Origin of the sequence: Aeromonas sp. XH (genome assembly GCF_033348475.1) — a bacterium.
GTDB lineage: Bacteria > Pseudomonadota > Gammaproteobacteria > Enterobacterales > Aeromonadaceae > Aeromonas > Aeromonas sanarellii.
The window spans coordinates 714068-738349 of the sequence record NZ_CP137630.1 but is presented as its reverse complement, the minus strand read 5'-3'; the positions used below and the strand labels follow the sequence as shown (position 1 = coordinate 738349).

The following is a 24282-nucleotide window of genomic DNA, read 5'->3' as shown; positions in this document are numbered from 1 at the left end:
GGGCTTACTCCTTGCTGGCGTCGTTGCTGATGGTCAGCGCCTGCCAGTGGGGGAAGTGCTTGCGCACCAGGGCGTTGAGCTCCACTTCGAACTCGCTGTAGTGCCCTTTTACCGCCTTGGCCGCCAGCCCTTCCACTATCATGCCCGCGCCCACGGTGACGTTGGTCAGCCGGTCGATCAGGATGAAGCTGCCGGTGTCGCGGATCTCCTTGTAGGGATCGAACGCCACCGGGTCGGTCAGGCTGAATTCGCACAGGCCGATCTCGTTGAGCTTGAGTTCGGAGGCGGGCAGCTCGTCCAGCTTGTTGATCTCGATGCGGTGGCGGATGGCCTCCACCTGGCCGCGACTCTTCTTGGTGGCCAGCTTGACGTCATAGACCCGGCCCGGTTGCAGGGACTCCTCCCCCATCCAGACGATGTGAGCCAGCACGTTCTGGGTCACCTGGGGCTTTTTCGCCGCATCCACCAGCAGGTCGCCCCGGCTGATGTCGATCTCGTCCGCGAAGGTGACCGTGATGGCCTGACCCGGCAGGGCGTACTCCAGATCCCCGTCGAAGGTGACGATACGGGTCACCGTGCTCTCCTTGCCGGAGGGCAGCACCGCCAGCTTGTCGCCCACCCGCAGGATGCCGGAGGCCAGGGTGCCTGCGAAGCCGCGAAAATCGAGGTTCGGGCGGTTCACGTACTGCACCGGCAGGCGCACCGGATGACGCTCCAGCTCGCGCTCCACTTCGGCATTCTCCAGCAATGAGAGCAGGGTCTCGCCCTGATACCAGGCCAGCTTGTCGCTCGGGTTCACCACGTTGTCACCGTCCAGGGCCGAGACCGGCACTATGTGGATGGTGTCGACGCTGAGCTTCCTGGCGAATTCGCGGTAATCGGCGCTGATGCGCTCGAACACCTCCTGGCTGAACCCCACCAGGTCCATCTTGTTCACCGCCACCACAAACTGCTTTATCCCCAGCAAACTGGCGATAAAGCTGTGGCGACGGGTCTGATCCAGCACCCCCTTGCGGGCGTCGATCAATATGATGGCCAGATCGCAGGTGGAGGCGCCGGTGGCCATGTTGCGGGTGTACTGCTCGTGGCCCGGCGTATCCGAGATGATAAATTTGCGTTTCGCCGTCGAAAAATAGCGGTAGGCCACGTCTATGGTGATGCCCTGCTCGCGCTCGGCCTGCAGGCCGTCCACCAAGAGCGCCAGGTCCAGCTTCTCGCCCGTGGTGCCGAGCTTCTGGCTGTCGGACTCCAGCGCTTTCAACTGATCTTCATAGATCTGCTGGGAGTCGTGCAGCAGGCGGCCGATGAGGGTGCTCTTGCCGTCGTCCACGCTGCCACAGGTGAGAAAGCGCAGCAGGCTCTTGTGCTGCTGGGCGTGCAGGTAGGCTTCGATGCCCTGTTCGCTGATGGCGGTCTGAATGTGGTTGTTCATGTTGCGATTCCTTAGAAATATCCCTGACGCTTCTTCTGCTCCATGGAGCCGGCCTGATCGTGGTCGATGAGCCGCCCCTGCCGCTCGCTGGAGGTGGTGATCAGCATCTCTTCGATGATCTCCGGCAGGGTGGTGGCGTTGGATTCAATGGCGCCGGTCAGCGGGTAGCAGCCGAGGGTGCGGAAGCGCACCAGCTCCTGCTTCACCTCGTCCTCCGGACCTATGGGCATGCGATCGTCATCCACCATGATCTTGATGCCGCCGCGCTCCACCACGGGGCGCATGGCCGCGAAATAGAGCGGCACAATGTCGATGTTCTCGAGGTAGATGTATTGCCAGATGTCCAGCTCGGTCCAGTTGGAGAGCGGGAACACCCGGATGCTCTCCCCCTTGTTGACCTGGCCGTTGTAGACACGCCACAGCTCGGGTCTCTGGTTCTTCGGATCCCAGCGGTGGGACTTGTCGCGGAAGGAGTAGACCCGCTCCTTGGCCCGGGACTTCTCCTCGTCGCGGCGCGCGCCACCGAAGGCGGCGTCGAAACCGTACTTGTTGAGCGCCTGTTTGAGCCCCTCGGTCTTCATGATGTCGGTGTGCTTGCCGCTGCCGTGCACGAAGGGGTTGATGTTCATGGCGAGCCCGTCCGGGTTCTTGTGGACGATGAGATCCAGCCCGTACTTCCTGGCGGTCTCGTCCCGGAACTTGATCATCTCCTTGAACTTCCAGTTGGTGTCCACGTGGAGCAGCGGGAAGGGGATCTTGCCCGGATAGAAGGCCTTGCGGGCCAGGTGCAGCATGACGGAGGAGTCCTTGCCGATGGAGTACATCATCACCGGGTTTTCAAATTCGGCGGCCACCTCGCGGATGATGTGGATGCTCTCGGCCTCCAGCTGTTGCAGGTGTGTCAGTCTTTCACGGTCCATGTCTGGGTCCTCGGTTCATTGCTATCGCGCCGGCTCGGGCGCGGTCTTGGTTCAGTTCGGTGCCGCCTGGGCCGCACCGTCAAATCGATTTGGGTCTCGCCCTCAGGCCAGGCTCACCAGCTTGAGCTCGTGGCCGCTTTCGGCCTCTCGCCCTTGCGCCGCCTCGCCAAACCAGGCGAGCCGCTTGCGCAGGACCACCACCTCGCCGATGACGATGAGGGAAGGGCTCACCGCCTGCTCGGCCAGCTCGGCCAGGTCAGCGAGGGTGCCGGTCAGCACGCGCTGACGGGCGGTGGTGCCCCGCTCTATGATGGCGATGGGGGTGCTCTGGCCACGGCCATGGCTCACCAGCTGTTGCTGGATGTGCTCGGAGCGCATCAGCCCCATGTAGATGACCAGGGTCTGGTTGGTGGCGGCGAGCTGCTGCCAGTCGGGCTCCTTGCCCTCCTTCTGGCAGTGGCCCGTGATGAAGACGGCGCTCTGCGCGTGGTCGCGGTGGGTGAGCGGAATGCCCGCATAGGCGGTGGCACCGGCCGCCGCCGTGATGCCGGGCACCACTGAGAAGGGGATGCCTTCGGCTGCCAGCACTTCCAGCTCCTCGCCGCCACGGCCGAACATGAAGGGATCCCCCCCCTTGAGCCGCACCACCCGGTTGCCCGCCTTGGCGAACGTAACCAGCAGGCGATTGGTCTCCTCCTGCGGCACGCTGTGGGCGCCGGCCTTCTTGCCGACCGACACCAGGGTGGCGTCGCGGCGCACCAGGTCCAGGATCTCGGGCGAGACCAACTGGTCATAGAGCACCACTTCGGCCTGCTGGATCTGTTGCAGCGCCTTGAGGGTCAGGAGACCAGGATCGCCGGGGCCTGCCCCCACCAGCACCACTTCCCCCACCTCGGTCTGGGCCTTGTCCAGCCCTTCGTTCAGCCACTGCTCGGCCCCCTGCCAATCGGCTTTCTCAATCAGACCCGCCAGGGTGTTGGAGGCAAAGGCGCGCTCCCAGAAGCGACGGCGATCCGAGAGGGAGGCCAGCACCCGCTTGGCCCGGCTGCGCACCCGGCCGGAGAGCTCGGCCAGGCCGCCGAGATGGCGGGGCAGCAGGCTCTCGAGCCGCTCGCGCAGCAGGCGCACCAGCACGGGGGCCTTGCCGCCGCTGGAGACGGCCACCACGATGGGGCTGCGATCGATGATGGAGGGGAAGATAAAGCTGGAGCGCTCGGGGTCATCCACCAGGTTGACGAAGAGGCCGCGCTCGGTGGCGCTCTGGTAGACCAGGGCATTCACCTCGAGATCGTCGGTGGCGGCCACCACCAGGATCTGGCCCGCCAGGTGGGCCGGGTCGAAGCGCGCCGCCAGATGGGTGAAGCGACCGGCAAATTCATGGAAATCGGGGTCAATGGCGGGAGAGACCAGGGTCAGCCGGGCCCCTGCCGCCAGCAGCAGGCGCGCCTTGCGCAGGGCGACCTCGCCCCCGCCCACCAGCAGTACCGGGCGGCCTTCCAACCTGGCAAACATAGGTAAATAATCCATCAGGGCCCACTCCTCGGCATCGCGACATCTGGGGCGACTATAGGCAGGAGCGCTTATCCCTCAAAATAATAAAAAATGCTCTTTAATGCGTTTTGGTAATTAGTAAAACCGCATCGCGGCAAAGGAAAGCGAATGTCCTTGTGGTGGATGGCACCAGCCCCTAGGCTAGTGAAAGTGTTTCATAAGGAGCTTAATAATGAATGAGTCATTGATTGTATTGGGGATCTTCATATTCCTGGTGCTCGCCACCCTGAGCGCCGGCATCAAGATAGTGCCCCAGGGCTACAACTGGACGGTGGAGCGCTTCGGCCGCTACACCCGCACCCTCTCCCCCGGCCTCAACCTGCTGATCCCCTACATCGACCGCATCGGCCACAAGATCATCATGATGGAGCAGGTGCTGGACATCCCGGCCCAGGAGGTGATCTCCCGGGACAACGCCAACGTCACCATAGACGCCATCAGCTTCGTGCAGGTGGTGGATGCCCGCAAGGCGGGCTACGAGGTCAACGATCTCACCAGCGCCATCCGCAACCTGACCATGACCAACATGCGGACCGTGCTGGGCGCCATGGAGTTGGACGAGATGCTCTCCCAGCGCGACACCATCAACGAGAAGCTGCTGCGCACCATGGACGCCGCCACCGCCCCCTGGGGCATCAAGGTGACGCGGATCGAGATCAAGGACGTGCGCCCGCCGCTCGCCTTGGTGGAAGCCATGAACGCCCAGATGAAGGCCGAGCGGCAGAAGCGGGCCGAGGTGCTGGAAGCCGAAGGGGTGCGCCAGTCCAAGATCCTGAAAGCGGAGGGGGAGAAGCAGTCCCAGATCCTCAAGGCCGAGGGTGAGCGCCAGGCCGCCTTCCTCGCCGCCGAGGCGCGGGAGCGGGCCGCCGAGGCGGAAGCCAAGGCGACCCATATGGTCTCGAAAGCTATAGCGGAGGGGGATCTGCAGGCCATCAACTACTTCGTGGCCCAGAAGTATACCGAGGCCCTGGCCCGCATCGGGGAAGGTCCCAACAGCAAGGTGGTGATGATGCCCCTGGAGGCGGGCAGCCTGATCGGTGCCGTGGCCGGCATGGCCGAGCTGTTCAAGGATGGCAAGGGCGGCAAGTCATGACAGCCCTGTTCGAGGGGCTGACCCACTGGCACTGGCTGGGGCTCGGCTTCGTGCTGCTCGCCATCGAGGTGCTGGGGTCGGTGGGCTTCCTGCTCTGGACCGGCATCGCCGCCCTGGAGGTGGGGCTCCTGCTGCTGGTCTGGCCCTTCGGCTGGCAGGCGCAGCTGCTGCTGTTTGCGGTGCAGTCCCTGCTCACCACCTGGGCCTGGTGGCGCTGGCAGCACCGCCGGGATCGCTCCGGGCTGGATGCCGCCGCCCCCATCAACGAGCGGATGCAGAGCTATCTGGGGCGGGAGCTGACCCTGCTGGACGACGTCAGCCAGGGGATGAGCCGGGTCCACCTGGACGACACCGTCTGGACGGTGCGCTGCAACCAGCCGCTCCCCGCAGGCACCAGGGTCAGGGTGACGGGATACGACTCCCATATCCTGCTGGTGGAGCCGCTGCCCTGAGCGGGCGACACCCCCAATGACCATAAAAAAACGGGCCCGACGCGAGTGCGCCGGGCCCGTTCTTCAATGAGGTGCGGGCTTAGTTGGCCTTGGCATCGCTCACTGCGGCTTCTGCCTTGGTGGCCACGTCAGCGGCAGCCTTCTCGACAGTTGCGGAAGCTTCGGAAGCAGCCTTCTCTACGGTAGAGGCAGCTTCGCTAACAGTTGCAGCAACCTCGGCGGCCGGAGTAGCAGCCGGAGCGGCAGCTTCTTCTTTCTGACCACAGGCGGTCAACATCAGACCCAGGATACCGGCTACCAGTACTTTGTTCATGTACATATCCTCAAATAAGAATGGAGAGACGGTCTGCACGACCATCACTACTGTGCGCCTTGCCCCCGTGAAGAGTCCATCAGGACGGGAGCCAAGAGACGCGCGAAATATAACGCCATACCGAGCCAATGAAAACGCGTATCACAATGATATTTTCTCGTTGGCTGGATGAAAAGAACTACTACAGCGCCTGATATTAATACAAAAAACCACTCTTTACGCGATACATCGAAATAAAAAGCCGCATAAATGATCTTTATCAGTCAAACGCTGCCATTTTGAGCAAACGGCAGCGCCGACTCAGTCAGACAACTTCTGACAAGCCAGTCGCCGACCCTGGCTGTGGCTCTCCCTGGCAAGATCCAGCAGCGCCATCACCGCCAGCGCTTCGGGGGCGGGCACAGGGTTGGCCCCCTCCCCCTTGATGGCGGCGCAGACCGCGCGGTAGTAGGCGCCGTAATCCCCCGCCTCGCCGGCCACGGTCTGCTGCACAAGCTCGCCGTCCCGGATCTGGCTGAGCTGGCCGGGCACGGGATCCACGCCCCAGTCTGCCGCCGGTGGCCGCTTGCCCTGCTTGAGCTGCTCCTCCTGCACGTCCATGCCGAACTTGACGAAGGAGCCCTGGCTGCCATGGACGACGAAGCGGGGCATCACGGCCGACACCAGGCAGCTGCCGTGCAGGATCACCCGGCGCTCCCCATACCCCAGCACCACGTGGAAGTAATCGTCGCTCAGGGCCCCCGGGCGCTGCCGGGCGAGATCGGCCTGGATCCAGTCAGGCTGGCCGAACAGCTGCAGGGACTGATCCAGGATATGGGGGCCGAGATCGAACCAGAGGCCGGAGCCCGGGCCACCCGCCTCGCGCCAGCGCTGGCGCACCTCGGGGCGATAGCGATCGAAATGGGATTCGAACTGGGCGATCTGACCCAGCCCCCCGTCTGCCAGCAGGCGGCGCACGGTGAGGAAGTCCCCGTCCCAGCGCCGGTTGTGGAAGATGCTGAGCAGCCGCTGCTGCTTCTCGGCCAGCTCGACCAACGCCTTCGCCTCGGCCAGATCCAGGGCGAAGGGCTTGTCGATCACCACGTGCTTGCCCGCCAGCAGCGCCTCGCGGGCGATGGGAGCATGGGTGTCGTTCGGCGTGGCAATCACCACCAGATCCACCGACGGGTCGGCCAGCACCTGCTCCAGGGTGCCGACGAGACAACCGGGCAACTCGGCCTGCACCCTGGCGGCATCCCGGCTCACCACCCAGCGCAGGGCAAGCCCCGGGGTCGTGGTGAGGAAGGGGGCGTGAAAGGTCTGCCCTGCGAAGCCGTAACCCACCAGGGCGGCGTTGATTGTGTGACTCATCCGGTTGTCTCCACGGTATCGATGTCATGGGGAGCGGGCGAGGCGTCGCCCGCAAATGCAAATAGAGAAGGGGGCTCAAGGCCCCCTGAGTGTGCCCATCAGAGCACAGGATTTATTGCAAACACAAGCGCCGGCCCTGGCGGGTCATCAGCATCAGCAGGGGGGGCAGCAGCAGCCACATGTGCAGGGCCAGCTGGCTCAGGGGATCCGGCAGCAGCCATCCGGTGATCCCCACCAGGGCGCCGGAGCCGCTCATCTGGAACAGGCCGAGCAGGGCCGCCGCCGTACCCGCACAGTGACCGAAGGGGGCCAGCGCCATGCCGGCTGCAGCACCCAGTATCATGGCAAAGCCGATGCTGGAGAGGAACACCGGGCCCATCATGGCCAGCGGATGCGGGATGTGCATGGCCAGCGTCAGGGAGATGGCGGAGAACAGCAGCACCAGCAGGCCGATGCGCAGGGTCCGTCTCGCCCCCACCCTGGCGATGAAACGCGGTGCCAGGAAGCAGGCCAGGATGTTGAGCGCCGCATTGGCGGTGAACCAGTGGCTGAAGCCACTCATGTCCAGCCCCAGGGTCACCATCAGTTGTACCGGCGCCGCCGTCACGTAGGCGAGGATCACCGCCATCGCCAGCATGCACAGCGCCGCGTTGAACAGGAAGCTCGGGGAGCGCAGCACCGGGCTGTAGCGGGACCAGCTGATGAGCGGGCCAGCACTGCTGGTCTCCTCAGGGCGGGTTTCCGGCATCCGCCACAGCAGCCAGCTGCCGACCACCACGGCGTAACCGGCCATAAACCAGAAGTTCGCCGACCAGCCCGCCTTGGCGGTGAGCCAGCCGCCCAGCAGGGGCGCCAGCGCCGGAATGAAGCAGATGGCGCCGTTGAGATAGGAGATCATCTGGCCGCTCTTCTTGGGGCCATAGCTGTCACGCACCACGGAGAAGGCGGCCACCGAGGTGGCGCAGGCACCGAAGCCTTGCAGCACCCGGGCCAGCATCAGCTCGCCCAGGCTGGCGGCAAAGCCGGCGCCCAGGGCGCTCAGGCCGTAGAGCAGCACGCCCCCCAGGGCGACGGGCTTGCGGCCGTAGCGATCCGCCAGCGGCCCCACCAGCAGTTGCCCCAGCCCCATGCTGAACAGGAACCAGGTGATGGTGCCCTGCATCAAGGTCACCTCGGCCCCCAACTGCTCGGCCATCTGCGGGATGGCGGGCAGATAGATGTCGATGGCCAGCGGGCTGAACAGCACCAGGAGTACAAGCAGAAGAATCAATGGCATCAGTCACCTCAAGCCCTAGGAATATCGATTGGGCCGCGAGTCTACTGACTCAGAGTAATGAATTGAAATGGTATTTAATCACTTCGGTTATTCCCCCATGGAAACATGCATTTTATCCACCTCTCTTGAGGCTGGTCGGCAGCCAGCCCACGGCATAGGTCCTCGGACAATTGCGCTTTTACTCAGCCCCGGCCCCGCATAGAATGCGCAGATTATTTTTGCGGAGGTGCGTGATGAACAAGCTTGTCCTGGCAACAGGGAACCAGAAAAAGGTGAAGGAATTGGCCGCCATGCTGGTCGATATGAAGATCCAGGTGATCCCGCAGAGCGAGTTTGCAGTCTCCGATGCCGACGAGACCGGCACCACCTTCGTCGAGAATGCCATCATCAAGGCCCGCCATGCCGCCCGCGTCACGGGCCTGCCCGCCGTCGCCGACGACTCCGGCCTGGAAGTGGATCTGCTGCACGGCCGCCCCGGCGTCTACTCCGCCCGCTTCGCCGGCGCCGGTGCCAGCGACAAGGAGAACATCGACAAGCTGCTGGCCGAACTGCAAGGGGCCCCCGACTACCTGAAAAGCGCCCGCTTCTGGTGCGTGCTGGTCTACATGCGCCACGCCGACGACCCCACCCCCATCATCTGCCAGGCGAGCTGGGAGGGGATGATCATCGACGAACCCCGCGGCCAGCATGGCTTCGGCTACGACCCCGTGTTCTTCGTCCCCGACCACGACTGCACCTCGGCCCAGATGCCGGCGGAGCTCAAGAACCAGCTCAGCCACCGGGGCCAGGCCCTGGCCAAGCTGAAGGCGGCCCTGGCGGCGGTCAACTAAGGCGCTGTCTCCCGCCGCGTTGTCATCTACAATGGGGGCCGTCGGCCCCCGTTTCGTTCGCGGCGCCCCGTCCGTTGTCACCGGCAACCAGGGCAACCCGACCCCTTTTGATTTTTTGAATACTGGAAACCCCATGCTGCAACTGCCGCCCCTCTCCCTCTATATCCACGTGCCCTGGTGTGTCCAGAAGTGCCCCTATTGCGACTTCAACTCCCACGCCCAAAAGGGGGAGCTGCCCCACCTCGAGTACGTGGCGGCCCTGCTGGAGGATCTGGAGCAGGATCTGCACTGGGCCCAGGGGCGTCCCCTCTCCTCCATCTTTATCGGCGGTGGTACCCCGAGTCTTCTGAGCGTGGAGGCCATGCAAGCGCTGCTGGACGGGGTGCGCGCACGCATCGCACTCACTGCGGACTGCGAGATCACCATGGAGGCCAACCCGGGCACGGTGGAGGCGGACAAGTTCGCCGGCTTCCAGCGGGCCGGCATCAACCGCATCTCCATCGGGGTACAGAGCTTCCAGCAGGAAAAATTGACCCGGCTCGGGCGCATCCACGGCCCGGAAGAGGCGCGCAAGGCCGCCGCCCTGGCCCATGCCATCGCGCTGCCCACCTTCAACCTGGATCTGATGCACGGCCTGCCGGATCAGAGCCTGGAGGACGCCCTCTATGATCTGCAACAGGCCATCGACTGCGCGCCGCCGCACCTCTCCTGGTATCAGCTCACCATAGAGCCGAACACGGCGTTTGCCTCCAAGCCGCCCACACTGCCGGAAGATGACACCCTGTGGGACATCTACGAGCAGGGCCACGCCATGCTCACCGCCCAGGGCTATCAGCAGTACGAGATCTCGGCCTATGCCAAAGAGGGGTATCAGTGCCGCCACAACCTCAACTACTGGCGCTTCGGCGACTATCTGGGGATCGGCTGCGGCGCCCACGGCAAGGTGACGGATCTCGCGAACCAGCAGATCCTGCGCACCGCCAAGGTGAAGCACCCGAAAGGCTATCTGGACGCCAGCCGTCCCTATCTGGACCAGCAGTGGCAGGTAGCGGCGGACGATCTGCCGCTGGAGTACTTCATGAACCGCTTCAGATTGTTCGAGCCCGCCCCCAAGGCGGAGTTCGAGGCCTATACCGGGCTGGCGCTGGAGCGGGTGGAGGCTGTGCTCGCCATCGCCCGGACCAAGGAGCTTATCGAGGATCTCGGCGACAGCTGGCAGCTCACCCCTTTGGGGCATCGCTACCTCAACGTGCTGCTCGAACTCTTTATGGACGAGTAGTTTTGCCCCGAATGAAGGCGCCCTCGGGGTTCAACTCCCTGCATTGAGCTCATACACTCGGCATGGATTGGATAAGTGCCTGCGTTTCTATCGTGCAGATGCGAACGCCAAAGCTGGTGACATTCGAGAGCGTATTGTTGTGATGCTCCCGGATCTGTCTAGCCGTTGCATGGCTTTTATCATGGGTTGTGTGCGCATCTGACACCAGTTGGATGGGGAAACCCAACGCAGCGGCACGCCTTATCGTGGTATCAACGCAGAACTCGGAGGCATAGCCACAGACGATCAAATGGCTCAGGCCCCGCTCACACAGGGCCGACTCGAGTTCAGTCCGATGAAACGAGTCCGGGGTGGTCTTGCGTACCATCACATCCGTTGTGGCCGTCTCAAGGTTGCTATGCAGGCTCCATCCTTCACTGCCGAAGGCCATTGCACCCTCTGCCTGTTCGTGTTGGATGAAAAAGACAGGGTAACCACGAGCCCGCGCCCATGCGGTGATAGCGTTGATGCGCTCAACAACCGACTCAGATTCGAAGGGTTTCGGCTCCGGTTCAAACAGCGCCCGTTGTACATCAATAACCAGCACTCCTGTCATCTTCTCAACCTCGTCAGCTAAGGGCAGAAACCCGCTCAGCAGCAGACGCATACCATCTGCTGCTGGCCGGGCTCCCACCGCTTGCCGTGCTTGGCCTTGCGCTGATAGCTGCCCTTGCCTTTCTTGCTCGGCTCGACCCTGGCCTGGAACAGGGGAGAGGTCACCAGTGCCTTGAGGTGGTTGTCCTGAATGATGCCGCGCTGATGTTCGCAGGCGGGTTCGGCGGTGACGGAGGTCACCTTCTTCTTGGCCATGTTGGCTCCTTCAAGTTGTTGTCGTGTTTGCCGCGCCGGCCACAACACGACATCTCCGTGGCCAGGCGGCGAAAAAACGCGCCGATTGTGCGCCTCTTGTCTCCCCCGCGCAAGGGATCAGGCGGGGTGATAGACGACCCGTACCAGGCCGCTTGGCAGCACGGTGCTCGACACCGGCACCAGCGCGCCGGGCAGCGGCCCTGCAAAGAGCGACACCCCGCCCCCCAGGGTGACCGGCACCCAGAACAGGGTCAGCTCGTCGACGACCCCGGCCTGCAACCCCTGGCGCACCAAATCGCCGCCGTCCAGGTAGAGGTGGCGGCTCCCCGCCTGCCAAAGATCCCTGAGCACCTGCGCCAGCGCCCCCTGCCGGAAGGAGACGTGCTCACGGGGAGCGGCGGGTCTGTGGGTCAGTACCACCACAGGTTTGTCGCCATAAAACCACTCGGGAAAGGCGCTCACGACATCGTAGGTATTGCGCCCCATCAGCAGGGTGTCCGCACTGGCCATCAGGGCGCTGTAGCCGGTCTCCTCCTGGGAATCGCCGTTGTAGGGAGCGAGCCAATCCAGATCGCCCCCCTCCCCGGCAATGAAGCCGTCGAGGGAGAGGGCGAGAAAGGCGGAGACCCGGGGGCGATGGTGCTCAGTGTTCATGGTCGTGATGTTCGTGACGGGAGGGGGCACCGGACTCCAGGGTCTCGAGGATGGCGCAATGCTCCGCCGAGCGCGGGCCGCCGCAGCAGATGTCGGAGAGGGCCTTCAGGTTCTCGCGAAAACGGGTCAGCTCCAGGATCTTCTGCTCCACCTGTTCGAGCTTGGTGTCGGCTACCGCCTTCACCTCCTGGCAGGTGACCCTGGCCTTGTTGGTGTCGAGGGCGAGCAGCTCGCCTATGTCCGCGAGGGAGAAGCCCACCGACTTGGCGCGGATGATGAATTCCAGCCGCCGCCTGTCCTGTTCCCCGTAGAGGCGATAGCCCGACTCGTTGCGGATCCCCGGCGAGATGAGCCCGTTCTTCTCGTAAAAGCGCAGGGTGTCCGCCTTCACCCCGCACGCCCTGGCCAGTTCCCCTATCCGATACATAACCCTCTCCCCGACATGGCATAACGCCCAAAATGGTACTCAATATAAACCGGCATCCACTATCACCCCTTTGCCCGGCGATTGCCAGCCAAAGGCAGGAAAGCGGCAGCCAACCCCTGTCTTCCCGGCGCTTTATCCTCAAAACACTGAAAAGACAAACGTTTCACAAAAAATCACCAGAAAACGTTTAACACCGCATCCCACAAGGGTTTGTCTCTTTAAAAAATCCACCACGGCTCACATTTTTTGTGTAGAATACGCGCCCACAAGAGAGCGTCGCGTCAAGCGGGCATTTCCTAAAACGCTTTTGCCAACGGCCGCCCCGGGCGAGAGTGGTTTGCGAAATCCCCCACTTCCATTTATTTGGGGACTCTCTGTGTTGAGCCTCGCCTCCCATGGAACGGTCCCCGTTATGCTGAGGACGATAGTGTGATGGAACAAGCTCGACCCATTCGCCGTGCACTGCTGAGTGTGTCTGACAAGACTGGCATCCTGGAATTTGCCAAGGCACTCGACGCGCGTGGTGTGGCCCTGCTCTCCACCGGTGGTACCGCCAAGCTGCTGGCCGACGCCGGTCTGCCGGTGACCGAGGTGTCCGACTACACCGGATTCCCCGAGATGATGGACGGCCGGGTCAAGACCCTGCATCCCAAGGTGCACGGCGGCATCCTCGGCCGCCGCGACCGGGATGACGCCATCATGGCCCAGCACGCTATCTCCCCCATCGACATGGTCGTCGTCAACCTCTATCCCTTCGCCGCCACCGTGGCCAAACCCGGCTGCACCCTGGAAGACGCCGTCGAGAACATCGACATCGGCGGCCCGACCATGGTGCGCTCCGCCGCCAAGAACCACAAGGACGTCACCATAGTCGTCAAGGCCTCCGACTACGACCGCGTCATCGCCGAGATGGATGGCAACGGCAACAGCCTGACCCTCTCCACCCGCTTCGATCTCGCCATCGCCGCCTTCGAGCACACCGCCGCCTACGACGGCATGATCGCCAACTACTTCGGCACCCTGGTGCCCTCCTACGGCGAGAACAAGGAAGGTGACGAGGAGTCCCGCTTCCCGCGCACCTTCAACGCCCAGTTCATCAAGAAGCAGGACATGCGCTACGGCGAGAACAGCCACCAGGCTGCCGCCTTCTACGCCGAAGAGCAGGCCGCACCGGGCTCGGTGGCAAGCGCCATCCAGCTGCAGGGCAAGGCCCTCTCCTACAACAACATCGCCGACACCGACGCGGCGCTGGAGTGCGTGAAGGAGTTCAGCGAACCGGCCTGCGTCATCGTCAAGCATGCCAACCCCTGCGGCGTCGCCATCGGTGACGATCTGCTGGCTGCCTATGATCGCGCCTACCAGACCGACCCCACCTCGGCCTTTGGCGGCATCATCGCCTTCAACCGTGAACTGGACGGCGCCACCGCCGCGGCCATCGTTGCACGCCAGTTCGTGGAAGTGATCATCGCCCCCAGCATCAGCCAGGCAGCCCGCGAGGCGGTCGCCGCCAAGCAGAACGTGCGCCTGCTGGAGTGCGGCCAGTGGACAGCCCCGGCGCAAGGCTTTGACTTCAAGCGCGTCAACGGCGGCCTGCTGGTGCAGGAGCGCGATCTCGGCATGGTGACCCTGGGAGATCTGACCGTGGTCAGCCAGCGTCAGCCCACCGAGGCCGAGCTGCAGGATCTGCTGTTCTGCTGGAAGGTCGCCAAGTTCGTCAAGTCCAACGCCATCGTCTACGCCAAGAACGGCCAGACCATAGGCGTGGGCGCCGGCCAGATGAGCCGGGTCTACTCCGCCAAGATCGCCGGCATCAAGGCCGAGGATGAAGGGCTGACAGTCGCGGGCTCCGTCATGGCCTCCGACGCCTTCTTCCCGTTCCGCGACGGCATCGATGCCGCCGCCGCCGCGGGCATCTCCTGCGTCATCCAGCCCGGTGGCTCGATGCGCGACCAGGAGGTGATCGACGCCGCCAACGAACACGGCATGTGCATGGTGTTCACCAACATGCGTCATTTCCGTCACTGACAGCCCAGGGCCGCCGATGGCGGCCCTGCCTCTTTATCAATGGATCCTTTCCGCTGGCGCACCGCCACCGCACCGCGCCAGTGACCTCAGACAGAAGCGAGCGAGACGATGAAAGTACTGATCATTGGCAACGGCGGCCGTGAACACGCCCTGGCCTGGAAGGCCAAACACTCCCCCCTGGTGACCCAGGTCTTCGTGGCACCGGGCAATGCGGGCACCCAGCTAGAGCCGGGCATCGAGAACGTCGCCATCCAGGCCACCGACATCGACGGCCTGCTGGCCTTCGCCAAGGCGAACCAGATCGGCCTCACCATAGTCGGACCGGAAGCCCCCCTGGTGAAAGGGGTAGTCGACGCCTTCCGCGCCGCCGATCAGACCATCTTCGGCCCGACCGCCGCCGCCGCCCAGCTGGAAGGCTCCAAGGCCTTCACCAAGGACTTCCTGGCCCGCCACGTCATCCCCACCGCCGATTACCAGAACTTCACCGAGGTGGAGCCGGCACTGGCCTACCTGCGGGAGAAGGGAGCCCCCATCGTGATCAAGGCCGACGGTCTGGCCGCCGGCAAAGGGGTGATCGTCGCCATGACCCTCGACGAGGCGGAAGCGGCGGTGCGTGACATGCTCTCCGGCAATGCCTTCGGCGACGCCGGTGCCCGGGTGGTGATCGAGGAGTTCCTGGACGGGGAAGAGGCGAGCTTCATCGTCATGGTGGACGGCGAGCACGTGCTGCCCATGGCCACCAGCCAGGATCACAAGCGCGCCTTCGACGGCGATACCGGCCCCAACACCGGCGGCATGGGGGCCTACTCCCCGGCCCCCGTGGTGACCGACGAGGTGCACCAGCGCGTGATGGAGCGGGTGATCATGCCGACCGTGCGCGGCATGGCGGCCGAAGGCAACGTCTACACCGGCTTCCTCTACGCCGGTCTGATGATCGATGCCGAGGGCAACCCCAAGGTAATCGAGTTCAACTGCCGCTTCGGCGACCCCGAAACCCAGCCCATCATGCTGCGGATGCAATCCGATCTGGTGGATCTCTGCCTCGCCGCCTGCGCCGGCCAGCTGGATCAGAAGGAAGCCGTCTATGACCCCCGCGCCGCCATCGGCGTGGTGCTGGCGGCGGGTGGCTATCCCGGCGACTACAGCAGCAACCACCCCATCAGGGGTCTGCCGGTGGACGAAGTGGCAGGGGAGAAGGTGTTCCATGCAGGCACCCGCCTGGAAGGGCACACCAGCCTGACCCAGGGTGGCCGCGTGCTGTGCGCCACCGCCCTCGGCCACACGGTGCAGGAAGCCCAGCAACGGGCCTATGCCCTGGCTGGCCGCATCCACTGGGACGGCATCTTCTACCGCAAGGACATCGGCTGGCGTGCCATCGAGCGCGAACAGGCCGAGTAAGGCGTCTCCGCTCACATCAAAGGGCCTGCGGGCCCTTTTCTCTGCCTCTCTTTCCCCCATGAGGGCCCCCCTTTCCCCTGGCGCCATCCGCGTTCTGGTTACATAACGCCAGCACAATGCACACATTTAGTCACAATTGGTCGCACTTTCCCCATACAATTACCCCGCTTTCGTGGCATCATGCTGCGTGACACCGCACTCAAATGAGTGCCATTAGAACCCGCAATGTCGTCGTCTCAAGAGGAAATCCCATGTTGAAAACTGTGCGTCCCCTGCTGCTGCCCCTGATGTTCGGCCTGATGACCCTGCCCACCATGGCCGGTGATCTGGAACAGCCGATGAAGAAGATCGGCTTCAACTACAAGCAGGCCGTGAAGGCCGACGATGCGGCCACCATGGAGAAACACATCAAGGAGATGAAGGCGCAGCTGGATGTGGCCAAGGAGAGAAACATGCCGGCCGCCAAGAAGGAGAAGTTCCTCGAAGGCATGAACAAGGTACAGACCGAGCTGGATGCCAGCCTGGCGGCCCTGCAGGCCGGTGATCAGGAGAAGGCCCAGGCCCACCTGGCCAAGGTCAACGACCTGAAGAAGGAGTATCACAACTATGCCAAGCAGAAAGGCTGATCCCTTCCACTGGGATGGCCTGGTCCGCCTCACCCACTGGGGGGTGGCGGCCATCTGCATCGGCAACCTCTGGCTCAACGAGGCAGGGGAAGAGTGGCACGAGCGGCTGGGATACGCCGTCATGGTGCTGATAGGCCTGCGCCTGCTGTGGGGGCTCACCTTCGCACGCGGCCACGCCCGCCTGCGCGCCCTGATCCCGAGCCGGGACGATTTTCGCCAGCAGGCCGAGGCGCTGCGTACGCGCGCCCCCGCGGCCCCCGGCCATCACGGCAGTGGCAAGCTGGCGGTCTGGGCCCTCTGGCTGCTGGTGCTGGCCACCGCCGGTAGCGGCTGGTTCCAGAACACCGAGACCGGCTTCGAGCTGGGGGCGGATGACTGGCACGAGTGGTGCACCTGGGCCCTGCAGGCCATGATCGCCCTGCACCTGTGCGCCATCGTCTACACCTCCTGGCGCCAGCGCAGCAACCTGGTGACCCGCATGCTGCCCCGGCGCCGGGGCCATGCCCGGGTCCGGCAGCAGGAACCCAACGCCTGAATGCTTGCGGGGCCCTTCGGGGCCCCTGTGTTTCCCCTAATCGCTCGCGCCTCTCTCCCCTCCATCCCGCCCGCACCTCCGATCGGAAGCTGGTTCCCCCAGGGGATCATGAAAGCATTTTCATTCACATTTCTTAATTAATTCAGCTTGTTCGATTTTCAACCACTCCGATTTCATGAATGCTACAGAGCCGAACGAGGTTGTTCGTTGTCCGTTCGACTCAACGACAGTGATACGTCAATAACAAGATCGAAGGGAAAATCGTCATGCACAGCACACTGCTTCGAACCGCCCTGCTGGCGGCGGCACTCGGCTCTTTCAGCCACACCGCGACCGCCGAAGGGGTCATGGTTCACCTGTTCCAATGGAAGTTCAACGACATCGCCAACGAGTGCGAGACCGTGCTCGGTCCCAAGGGATTCGGCGGCGTCCAGATCACCCCGCCCGCCGAGCACAAGCAGGGCAGCCAGGTCTGGTGGACCGTCTATCAACCGGTCAGCTTCAAGAACTTCAACAGCTTCGGCGGCAGCGAGGCACAGCTCAGGAGCATGATCGCCCGCTGCAATGCAGCCGGGGTCAAGGTCTATGCCGACGCCGTCTTCAACCAGCTGGCGTCGGGCACCGGGACCGCCACCGGCGGCGGCAGCTACAACTCGGGGCAGTACCAGTATCCCCAGTTCGGCTACAACGACTTCCACCACAGCGGTGACATCACCAACTACGGCGACAGCAACAACGTCTGGAACGGCGCCCTCTACGGCATGCCGGACCTCAACACCGGCTCCTCCTACGTGCAGGATCAGATCGCCACCTACATGAAGACCCTGCTCGGCTGGGGCGTGGCGGGCTTTCGCATCGATGCGGCCAAGCACATGGCGCCGGCCGACGTGAAGGCTATCCTAGACAAGGCGGGCAGCCCCAGGGCCTACCTGGAGGTGATCGGCGCAGGCGGGGAGTCCCCCGACATCCAGCCGGGCCGCTACACCCATATCGACACCGTCACCGACTTCAAATACGGCACCGATCTCGCCGCCAACTTCAACGGCCAGATCAAGAACCTCAAGACCCTGGGCGAGAGCTGGGGCCTGCTCCCCTCCGCTAAGGCCTTCGTCTTCGTGGTCAACCACGACCGCGAACGCGGCCACGGCGGTGGCGGCATGCTCACCTTCATGAGCGGCGCCCGCTACGATCTGGCCAACACCTTTATGATGGCCTGGCCCTATGGCTGGAAGCAGGTGATGTCGGGCTATCGCTTCGAGAACATGGGCACCTATGAAACCGACAAGGGGGCGCCGGGCAGCACGCCGTGCACGGACAGCCAGTGGAACTGCGAACAGCGTCGCCCGACCATCATGAACATGGCCCTGTTCCACAACAGAACCGAAGGCCAGCCCGTCAGCCACTGGTGGGACAACGGCAACAACCAGATAGCCTTCGGCCGCGGTGACAAGGGCTTCGTCGCCATCAACAACGAGAGCGGCAGCCTGGTGGCCTCGGTGCAGACCGGCCTGCCGGCGGGCGAGTACTGCAACCTCCTCGGTGGCAATGACTACTGCAGCGGGGGTTATGTCACCGTCGACGGCAGCGGCAAGGCCAGCCTGAACGTGCCCGGCATGAAGGCGGCCGCCATCATCGCCGGTTGCACCAAGGCCAGCCCCTGCGGCGGCTCCGCCCTGCCGGGCAACAAGTTCAGCAGCATGAACCTGCGCGGCACCCACAACGCCTGGGGCAACACCCCCATGACCGTCGATGCCAACCGTGTCTGGTCCGCCACCTTCACCCTGACCGGCAACGGTGATGCCACCGGTGCCCAGCGCTTCAAGTTCGACGTCTTCGGCAACTGGGCCGAGAACTACGGCGACAACGAAGGGGATGGCATCGCCGACAAGGGCAGCAGCAAGGATATCCTGGTCAGCGGGGCGGGCACCTACCGCATCACCCTGAGCGAGAGCGATCTGCGCTACACGGTCACCCCCCTCACCAGCAACCAGGCACCGGTCGCCGCCCTCTCCCCCAAGACCCTCAGCGTCAAGGCGGGCGAGAGCGTGGTGTTCGATGCCTCCGCTTCCAGCGATGACGGCGGCGTGGTGAGCTACAGCTGGTCCAGCGGGGGCACCGCCGCCACGGAGACGGTCCGATTCGATACCCCGGGTACCCATACCGTGACGGTCACCGTGACCGATGCGGAAGGGTTGACCGCCAGTGCCAGTGCCACCGTCACCGTCATTGACGACAACGGCACCTACGCCAGCGTGCTGCCCACCCTGAACTTCCGCGGCACCCCCAATGCCTGGGGTACCCTTGCCATGACGCTGGTCGCCGACAATCAGTGGGAAGCCCTGGTCACCTTCGACGGTCAGACCAACCAGCGCTTCAAGTTCGACGTCAAGGGGGACTGGACCCAGAACTATGGCGACACCAACAAGGACGGCGTGGCCGAACTGACCGGCAGTGACATCCTCACCCCGGTCATCGGCCAGTACCGGGTACGCTTCAACGATCAGACACTGCAATACAGCCTGACCCCGGTGAGCGTCACCTATGCCAAGAATGTCGCCAGCCTCAACATTCGCGGCACCCCCAACAACTGGGGCACCACCCCCATGTCCCTTGTCGGGGATCATCTCTGGCAGGCCAGCGTCACCTTCACCGGCAGCGGCGACGGCAACGGCGGCCAGCGCTTCAAGTTCGACGTCAAGGGGGACTGGACCCAGAACTACGGCGACACCAACAGGGATGGCGTGGCCGAGCTCGCCGGGGCAGACATCACCACGGCAGTGGTCGGAGCCTATGTGGTGCGCTTCAACGACCAGACCCTGGCCTACAGCCTGAGCGCCCAGTAAGGCTCAATACGCTCGGTCACTAGGCCCCAGAGTACAGAACCAGGCCTCCCGCCATATCGGCGGGAGGCCTTTTTCGTATGGCGGGCCCCGCGTGCCAAGGCCATCGTGCTGGGGCTCTGGAAGACATCGCAGAGCGGGGGCGGCCCCCCCTGGCCTGCGCCTCTCATACCAATGGGCACTATGACGAAGCGCTGATGAGCGTCAGAAACGACAAAGCCGCTCACGAAGAGCGGCCTTGTCTGAATGTGGTGGCCCCTGCCCGACTTGAACGGGCGACCAATCGATTATGAGCGTGGGAAAAACGCATTTTACTGTATTTACGTACAGTATATGATGTTATATAAATCAATACCTTATGGCTCATCGTTCATTTTGTGACCTTCCCTGCTCTTCCCCTATATTCTCCCTCTGTCATATCCTATAGGTATCCTATTGCGACCAATCGATTTCTAGGATACCTGGATCGATTGGTCGGCCAAGAGCAGGCTAGCCAGGGAAAGGTGTGGCACACACGACTCCCCCTTGGGCCAAAAAAGCTCGCATAGGGTTTCATTCTTGAGGTTACAGAGGTTACAAGGTTACATCTCTCTACAAGCCACGGTTTTACTGGGTTTGTTTGTAACCTCACCTGAAATAGTCAGAGGTTACAGGGGTTACAAGCCCTGTCTTGCCTGCCCTTCCTCTGGCTAGCCGGTTTTGTGGGGGGAAGATGAAAGCGTTCAAGTTCACCAAGGCCACGATCGATGCACTGCCCCGCGCACCAGAGGGGAAGCAGGTCGAGTACTGTGATGCCATGGTGCAGGGGCTGAGGCTTCGGGTCGGGGCCACTGGCAGCAAGTCGTTTAGCGTGGTCAAGAGGAAAGAGGGGCGCTTTATCAGGGCGACCTTGGGGCGCTATCCGGCATTGACCATTGACATGGCCCGCGCCAAGGCGCTGGAGATCCTGGGAGAGGTGGCCATCAGTGGCCAGAACCCCAACGTGATCCGCCGCGAACAGGACAAGTTGAAAGTCACCCTGGGCGAGGCGATAGATGCCTATCTTGCCAGCCGTGGCGACCGGATCCGGCCCGAGACGGCCAAGCACTACCGCGCCGACCTGACCAACTACTCCGGCGACTGGATGACGATCCCCCTGGTCAAGCTCACCCGGGAAAAGATCGAGGTACGCCACAAAGCGATCACCGAGGGGTTGCCCAGTGCCTGGCACGGTGCATCGCCAGAGTTTCGCAAGGCGGGCACCGGCAAGGGCAGCAAGGCGCAGGCCGACCGCTGGGCGCGCACACTGCGGGCCGTGTGGCGCTTTGCCCGTGATCACTATCGGGATGCCAATGATCGGGTCATGCTGCCCGAGCCACCGACTGAAGTCCTGAGCAGCAAGCGGCTTTGGCACAACACCCCCAGACGCAACGACCGGATCCGCACCCACGAACTAAGGCGCTGGCTGGATGCTGTGGAGCAGGTTAGACAGCATGCTATCGACTGGCGGGACGATACGACCGCCACCGTCTGCGATGCCATCGACATGGCCCTGTTTACCGGGCTGCGCCGCGCCGAGGTGTTCCAGCTCACCTGGGATCGGGTCAGTATGAGCGGCGGCTACTTCTGGATTGACCAGACCAAGAATGGTGATCCGCTGGAGCTGCCGATCACCGATACCCTGCTCACCATTTTTCGCCGCCGCTGGCACTGGAACCTGAAACAGAGCCGGTTTGTGTTCCCTGGTCGAAATCCGGATCGCCCCATCCATGAGCCGCGCCGTGTGATAGCCAAGATCTGCGCGGCTACTATACCGAACCCCAACCCTGACGGCCTGCCGCCGCTAGAGTTCAAATGTCACGATGCTCGCCGTACCTTCGGCACCGTAGCCGAACTGGCCGAGGTCGGTCAATACACCATCAAGCGCCTGATGAATCACCGTACCCTGCGCAGTGCCGATGTCACCCAAGGTTACATCCACTTCACCGCAGACGAGCTGCGCAAGCCGGCTACCAGGATTGAGCGGGATATTTTGGAATATGCGGGTCGCCTGGACAGTAAAAATAATGCCAATAGTAATCTATTGACTATTTTCGCCACGCTGCCAGAAGACGAACAGCGTCGATTATTGCTGAGTGCTTCAATGAAGCATGTAAGAGGTTAAGCCGTGCTTGATATAATATATAAAGAGAATATTTGGGAAGATTTACTATCAAAGTCGTATAACTATCTTTTTTCAATGGATGTAGAGACGATTATTGATGAAGTCATAGTAAGAGCGGAGATACTATATGGTGATAAATACCGTTCCTTACTCAATGAAAAAGCCATGTTAGAAGTGATCGAGCTGCTGAAGCTGGAGGACCCAATATTCCCAATGGTGAACAATATCATGACTAAATCATTTATTGAACTTCTCGATTATGAAGAGGAGGCTTTGACTATCAGCATGAAATTGAGCGAAATGGACAAGCATATTCTTCATGTCAACTGTAACAAGTATGCAGAGCGAGAGCCCAATGTACTTAGCCAAACGGATATTGTGAGACCATTGTCAGTTGGAGCGTTGAACTTTTATTATGAGCATACACTCCGAGCTAACAGACATCATCGCTATGTTGACTCTGTGTCACGTAACGTCATGAAATTCAGAAGTGAATTTGGCGATATCGTACAATGCGCCCCGCCAATGAAACCGGATGGAAAAGTTTTGGTGAGCATTGACCTTGAGAATAGCTCAAATGATGAAATCTTATCTTCTATAAAAAGTTTGCTCTCTGTCTGGCGCAAAGAACTAGATATAAGTGAAGTGATAAAAAAGCCATCACAAGTAAAAGGAAACACAACTCTCAATAAAATAATTGACTATAAGTTAATTGAACTAATGGATCTTTTGATTTTATCCAACGTGGTTAATGAAACTATTTGCCATGAAAAACTGCAAGATAGCCTTTATGCTGACAGCAGATATAAAGACTGGGGCGCGGATAAAATCAAAAGAACGATCATCCCACTATCAAAGAAATTCACAGATGAGATCTATGTGAAAACGTTAAAAAGCAGCTTATCTGATGATAATAAGCTGTACTCTATTGTTGCCTCTATCTATCAACCATCCAGTATTAGCACATCCAGATAGCATTAAAGCGACTGCACAAAAATCACTTTTTCATTTTTGTTCCGGCATTAAACATAGAGTATGGAAGATAGCCCTCGTAAACCAAGAGGGCTATCCATATGACATTACCTACCAGCCAAACCATCAGTAATCGCCTCACTCGCCGCGAGGCTGCCGCCTACCTTGGGTTGTCTGAGAAGACCCTCGGGGTTTGGGCCAGCAATGGCCGCTACGAACTCCCTTACTACAAGCTCGGCAACCGAACCCTCTACGAACGCGCCGATCTCGATGCGTTCCTCGCCTCCCGCAAGATGCTGCATTCCAGCAAACCCGCGAACCCCATCCAATAACCTTGGAGGTATTCACTATGCGCGTGATGTGCACCGAGTGCGGCCAACTGGGCCGCATCACCAAGACCAACCGCATGACTGCGGGGGTCGCCAACCTCTATTGCCAATGCACCGACGCCAGTTGCGGCCACTCCTGGGTGTCCACGCTGGCCTATAGCCACACCCTGAGCCCATCCGCCAAGCGAGCCAGTGACATGGCCATGAATCTGGCGCGGGGCCTGTCGCCGGAGGCGCACGGCTCACTGTGCCATAGCGTGAACGAGCGCCAGCAACAGCTTAACGTGCTAGCCGCCCAAGAGCTGGATAAACCGGTGGTGACCTTGCGGAGGGCAGTATGAGCAGTCAGGTAAAAACAGGCTGGATTTGTATCGCCACGGCGGGGCCTACCCTGGACGGGCGCAATATCAGCCCCGAGTCTCTACGCCAGATGGCGGAGGTCTATGACCCGAGTTTCTATGTGGCCCAGCTCTGGCCGGAGGGCGCTCGCACTCGCCCCCTTGGGCATGTGGATGCGCTGAAGGTGCAAGAGGAAAGCGGCCAGCTCAAGTTGCTGGCGGTGCTGTGCCCCACCCTGGAGCTGATTGACCTCAACACCAACGGCACCCACGGTTTTTGCACCATTGAGGCGGCCGAGGACTTTGCAGGCACGGGCAAATGGTATCTGGCTGGGGTCACAGTCACTGACCAGCCAGCCCTGACGGGGCTGACGCAGTTGCAGTTTAGTGCCAAGCCGCCCAGTGCCCGCCCGTTGCTGGTGCCTGCCTCATTCTCTGCGCCGACGCCTGCACCGACCAAAGCCGCATCCCAACCACTCAATCCTGAGCAGATGTTTAGCCAGCTAGAAGCGCTGTTTGCCGGACTGACCGCGCTTAACCAGAAACTGGACAGCTTTACCCCTTATCGCCCCGACCAAGCTAGTGAGCCCATCTCTGGCCATCGCGACGACCTCACTCACGCCAACCATTACCAGATTTACTAAGGAGCC

24 protein-coding genes are annotated in these 24282 nt (G+C 62.0%); 14 read left to right on the top strand and 10 right to left on the bottom strand.

Going from position 1 to position 24282, the window contains the following annotated elements; all coding sequences use genetic code 11:
* Positions 1 to 4: 4 nt before the first annotated feature.
* The 3 genes from cysN to cysG all read right to left on the bottom strand — a co-directional run bounded on the left by cysN (position 5) and on the right by cysG (position 3879).
* Entirely contained in the window at positions 5 to 1432 is a 1428-nt protein-coding gene (cysN, locus tag R2B70_RS03540; protein ID WP_318162656.1) for a sulfate adenylyltransferase subunit CysN, read from the bottom strand.
* An 11-nt stretch (positions 1433 to 1443) separates the two neighbouring features.
* On the bottom strand, positions 1444 to 2352 hold the full coding sequence (cysD, locus tag R2B70_RS03535; RefSeq protein WP_042077153.1) for a sulfate adenylyltransferase subunit CysD: 909 nt from the start codon (positions 2350 to 2352) through the stop codon (positions 1444 to 1446).
* Between the two features lie 102 nt (positions 2353 to 2454).
* Positions 2455 to 3879: a siroheme synthase CysG gene (cysG, locus tag R2B70_RS03530; RefSeq protein WP_318162655.1), complete on the bottom strand. Its 1425-nt coding sequence runs from the start codon at positions 3877 to 3879 to the stop codon at positions 2455 to 2457.
* A gap of 196 nt (positions 3880 to 4075) precedes the next feature.
* Here cysG and R2B70_RS03525 point away from each other — a divergent pair, with 196 nt between their 5' ends.
* Together R2B70_RS03525 and R2B70_RS03520 are read left to right on the top strand one after the other, a co-directional pair.
* Positions 4076 to 4996 carry an SPFH domain-containing protein gene (locus R2B70_RS03525; RefSeq protein WP_042077157.1) on the top strand — a complete coding sequence of 307 codons (921 nt, stop codon included), beginning with the start codon at positions 4076 to 4078 and terminating at the stop codon, positions 4994 to 4996.
* Positions 4993 to 5448, top strand: a complete 456-nt coding sequence (locus R2B70_RS03520; RefSeq protein WP_318162654.1) for an NfeD family protein — start codon at positions 4993 to 4995, stop codon at positions 5446 to 5448. The genes R2B70_RS03525 and R2B70_RS03520 overlap by 4 nt, the downstream gene beginning before the upstream one ends.
* 79 nt (positions 5449 to 5527) lie before the next feature.
* On the opposite strand, the gene R2B70_RS03515 is transcribed toward R2B70_RS03520, so the two are convergent.
* The 3 genes from R2B70_RS03515 to R2B70_RS03505 form a co-directional block, all read right to left on the bottom strand.
* Entirely contained in the window at positions 5528 to 5761 is a 234-nt protein-coding gene (locus R2B70_RS03515) for a hypothetical protein (RefSeq protein ID WP_033128959.1), read from the bottom strand.
* Positions 5762 to 6061: 300 nt separating this feature from the next.
* On the bottom strand, positions 6062 to 7111 hold the full coding sequence (locus R2B70_RS03510; protein WP_318162653.1) for an oxidoreductase: 1050 nt from the start codon (positions 7109 to 7111) through the stop codon (positions 6062 to 6064).
* A 112-nt stretch (positions 7112 to 7223) separates the two neighbouring features.
* Positions 7224 to 8387: a multidrug effflux MFS transporter gene (locus R2B70_RS03505; protein ID WP_318162652.1), complete on the bottom strand. Its 1164-nt coding sequence runs from the start codon at positions 8385 to 8387 to the stop codon at positions 7224 to 7226.
* 233 nt (positions 8388 to 8620) lie between these two features.
* On the opposite strand from R2B70_RS03505, the gene rdgB reads away from it, so the two are divergent.
* Both rdgB and hemW read left to right on the top strand, forming a co-directional pair.
* The gene (gene rdgB, locus R2B70_RS03500) at positions 8621 to 9217 is read left to right on the top strand and encodes an RdgB/HAM1 family non-canonical purine NTP pyrophosphatase (protein ID WP_318162651.1); all 597 of its coding nucleotides are present in this window, start codon (positions 8621 to 8623) and stop codon (positions 9215 to 9217) included.
* A 133-nt stretch (positions 9218 to 9350) separates the two neighbouring features.
* Complete coding sequence (gene hemW, locus R2B70_RS03495; RefSeq protein ID WP_318162650.1) at positions 9351 to 10496, top strand: radical SAM family heme chaperone HemW; 1146 nt, start codon at positions 9351 to 9353, stop codon at positions 10494 to 10496.
* 49 nt (positions 10497 to 10545) lie between these two features.
* Here hemW and R2B70_RS03490 read toward each other — a convergent pair whose 3' ends face one another.
* From R2B70_RS03490 to zntR, 4 genes are all read right to left on the bottom strand, one after another.
* Positions 10546 to 11142, bottom strand: coding sequence for a cysteine hydrolase family protein (locus R2B70_RS03490; protein ID WP_318162649.1), 597 nt, complete (start codon positions 11140 to 11142; stop codon positions 10546 to 10548).
* Entirely contained in the window at positions 11127 to 11345 is a 219-nt protein-coding gene (locus tag R2B70_RS03485; RefSeq protein ID WP_318162648.1) for a ribosome alternative rescue factor ArfA, read from the bottom strand. Before R2B70_RS03485 ends, R2B70_RS03490 begins: the two co-directional genes overlap by 16 nt.
* Before the next feature lie 117 nt (positions 11346 to 11462).
* Positions 11463 to 11999 carry a dihydrofolate reductase family protein gene (locus tag R2B70_RS03480; RefSeq protein WP_318162647.1) on the bottom strand — a complete coding sequence of 179 codons (537 nt, stop codon included), beginning with the start codon at positions 11997 to 11999 and terminating at the stop codon, positions 11463 to 11465.
* Complete coding sequence (zntR, locus tag R2B70_RS03475; RefSeq protein WP_042077173.1) at positions 11989 to 12426, bottom strand: Zn(2+)-responsive transcriptional regulator; 438 nt, start codon at positions 12424 to 12426, stop codon at positions 11989 to 11991. Before zntR ends, R2B70_RS03480 begins: the two co-directional genes overlap by 11 nt.
* Positions 12427 to 12858: 432 nt before the next feature.
* Between zntR and purH the strand changes: the two genes are divergently transcribed.
* From purH to R2B70_RS03425, 10 genes are all read left to right on the top strand, one after another.
* A complete protein-coding gene (gene purH / locus R2B70_RS03470) occupies positions 12859 to 14451 on the top strand; it encodes a bifunctional phosphoribosylaminoimidazolecarboxamide formyltransferase/IMP cyclohydrolase (RefSeq protein ID WP_318162646.1) in 1593 nt (530 codons plus the stop codon).
* 108 nt (positions 14452 to 14559) lie between these two features.
* Complete coding sequence (gene purD, locus R2B70_RS03465) at positions 14560 to 15849, top strand: phosphoribosylamine--glycine ligase (RefSeq protein ID WP_318162645.1); 1290 nt, start codon at positions 14560 to 14562, stop codon at positions 15847 to 15849.
* Between the two features lie 251 nt (positions 15850 to 16100).
* The gene (locus R2B70_RS03460; RefSeq protein WP_318162644.1) at positions 16101 to 16475 is read left to right on the top strand and encodes a cytochrome b562; all 375 of its coding nucleotides are present in this window, start codon (positions 16101 to 16103) and stop codon (positions 16473 to 16475) included.
* A complete protein-coding gene (locus R2B70_RS03455) occupies positions 16456 to 17010 on the top strand; it encodes a cytochrome b/b6 domain-containing protein (protein WP_042077178.1) in 555 nt (184 codons plus the stop codon). Before R2B70_RS03460 ends, R2B70_RS03455 begins: the two co-directional genes overlap by 20 nt.
* A gap of 266 nt (positions 17011 to 17276) precedes the next feature.
* Positions 17277 to 19853 carry an alpha amylase C-terminal domain-containing protein gene (locus tag R2B70_RS03450; RefSeq protein ID WP_318162643.1) on the top strand — a complete coding sequence of 859 codons (2577 nt, stop codon included), beginning with the start codon at positions 17277 to 17279 and terminating at the stop codon, positions 19851 to 19853.
* 709 nt (positions 19854 to 20562) lie between these two features.
* Positions 20563 to 21993: a site-specific integrase gene (locus R2B70_RS03445; protein WP_318162642.1), complete on the top strand. Its 1431-nt coding sequence runs from the start codon at positions 20563 to 20565 to the stop codon at positions 21991 to 21993.
* 3 nt (positions 21994 to 21996) lie between these two features.
* Positions 21997 to 22968 carry a DUF6387 family protein gene (locus tag R2B70_RS03440; RefSeq protein WP_318162641.1) on the top strand — a complete coding sequence of 324 codons (972 nt, stop codon included), beginning with the start codon at positions 21997 to 21999 and terminating at the stop codon, positions 22966 to 22968.
* Between the two features lie 98 nt (positions 22969 to 23066).
* Positions 23067 to 23297 (top strand): helix-turn-helix domain-containing protein, encoded by a 231-nt coding sequence (locus tag R2B70_RS03435; protein WP_048208384.1) that lies wholly within the window; start codon positions 23067 to 23069, stop codon positions 23295 to 23297.
* Positions 23298 to 23314: 17 nt separating this feature from the next.
* Positions 23315 to 23635: an ogr/Delta-like zinc finger family protein gene (locus tag R2B70_RS20170; protein ID WP_048208386.1), complete on the top strand. Its 321-nt coding sequence runs from the start codon at positions 23315 to 23317 to the stop codon at positions 23633 to 23635.
* Entirely contained in the window at positions 23632 to 24276 is a 645-nt protein-coding gene (locus R2B70_RS03425) for a GPO family capsid scaffolding protein (protein ID WP_318162640.1), read from the top strand. Before R2B70_RS20170 ends, R2B70_RS03425 begins: the two co-directional genes overlap by 4 nt.
* The last annotated feature ends 6 nt before the right edge of the window (positions 24277 to 24282 follow it).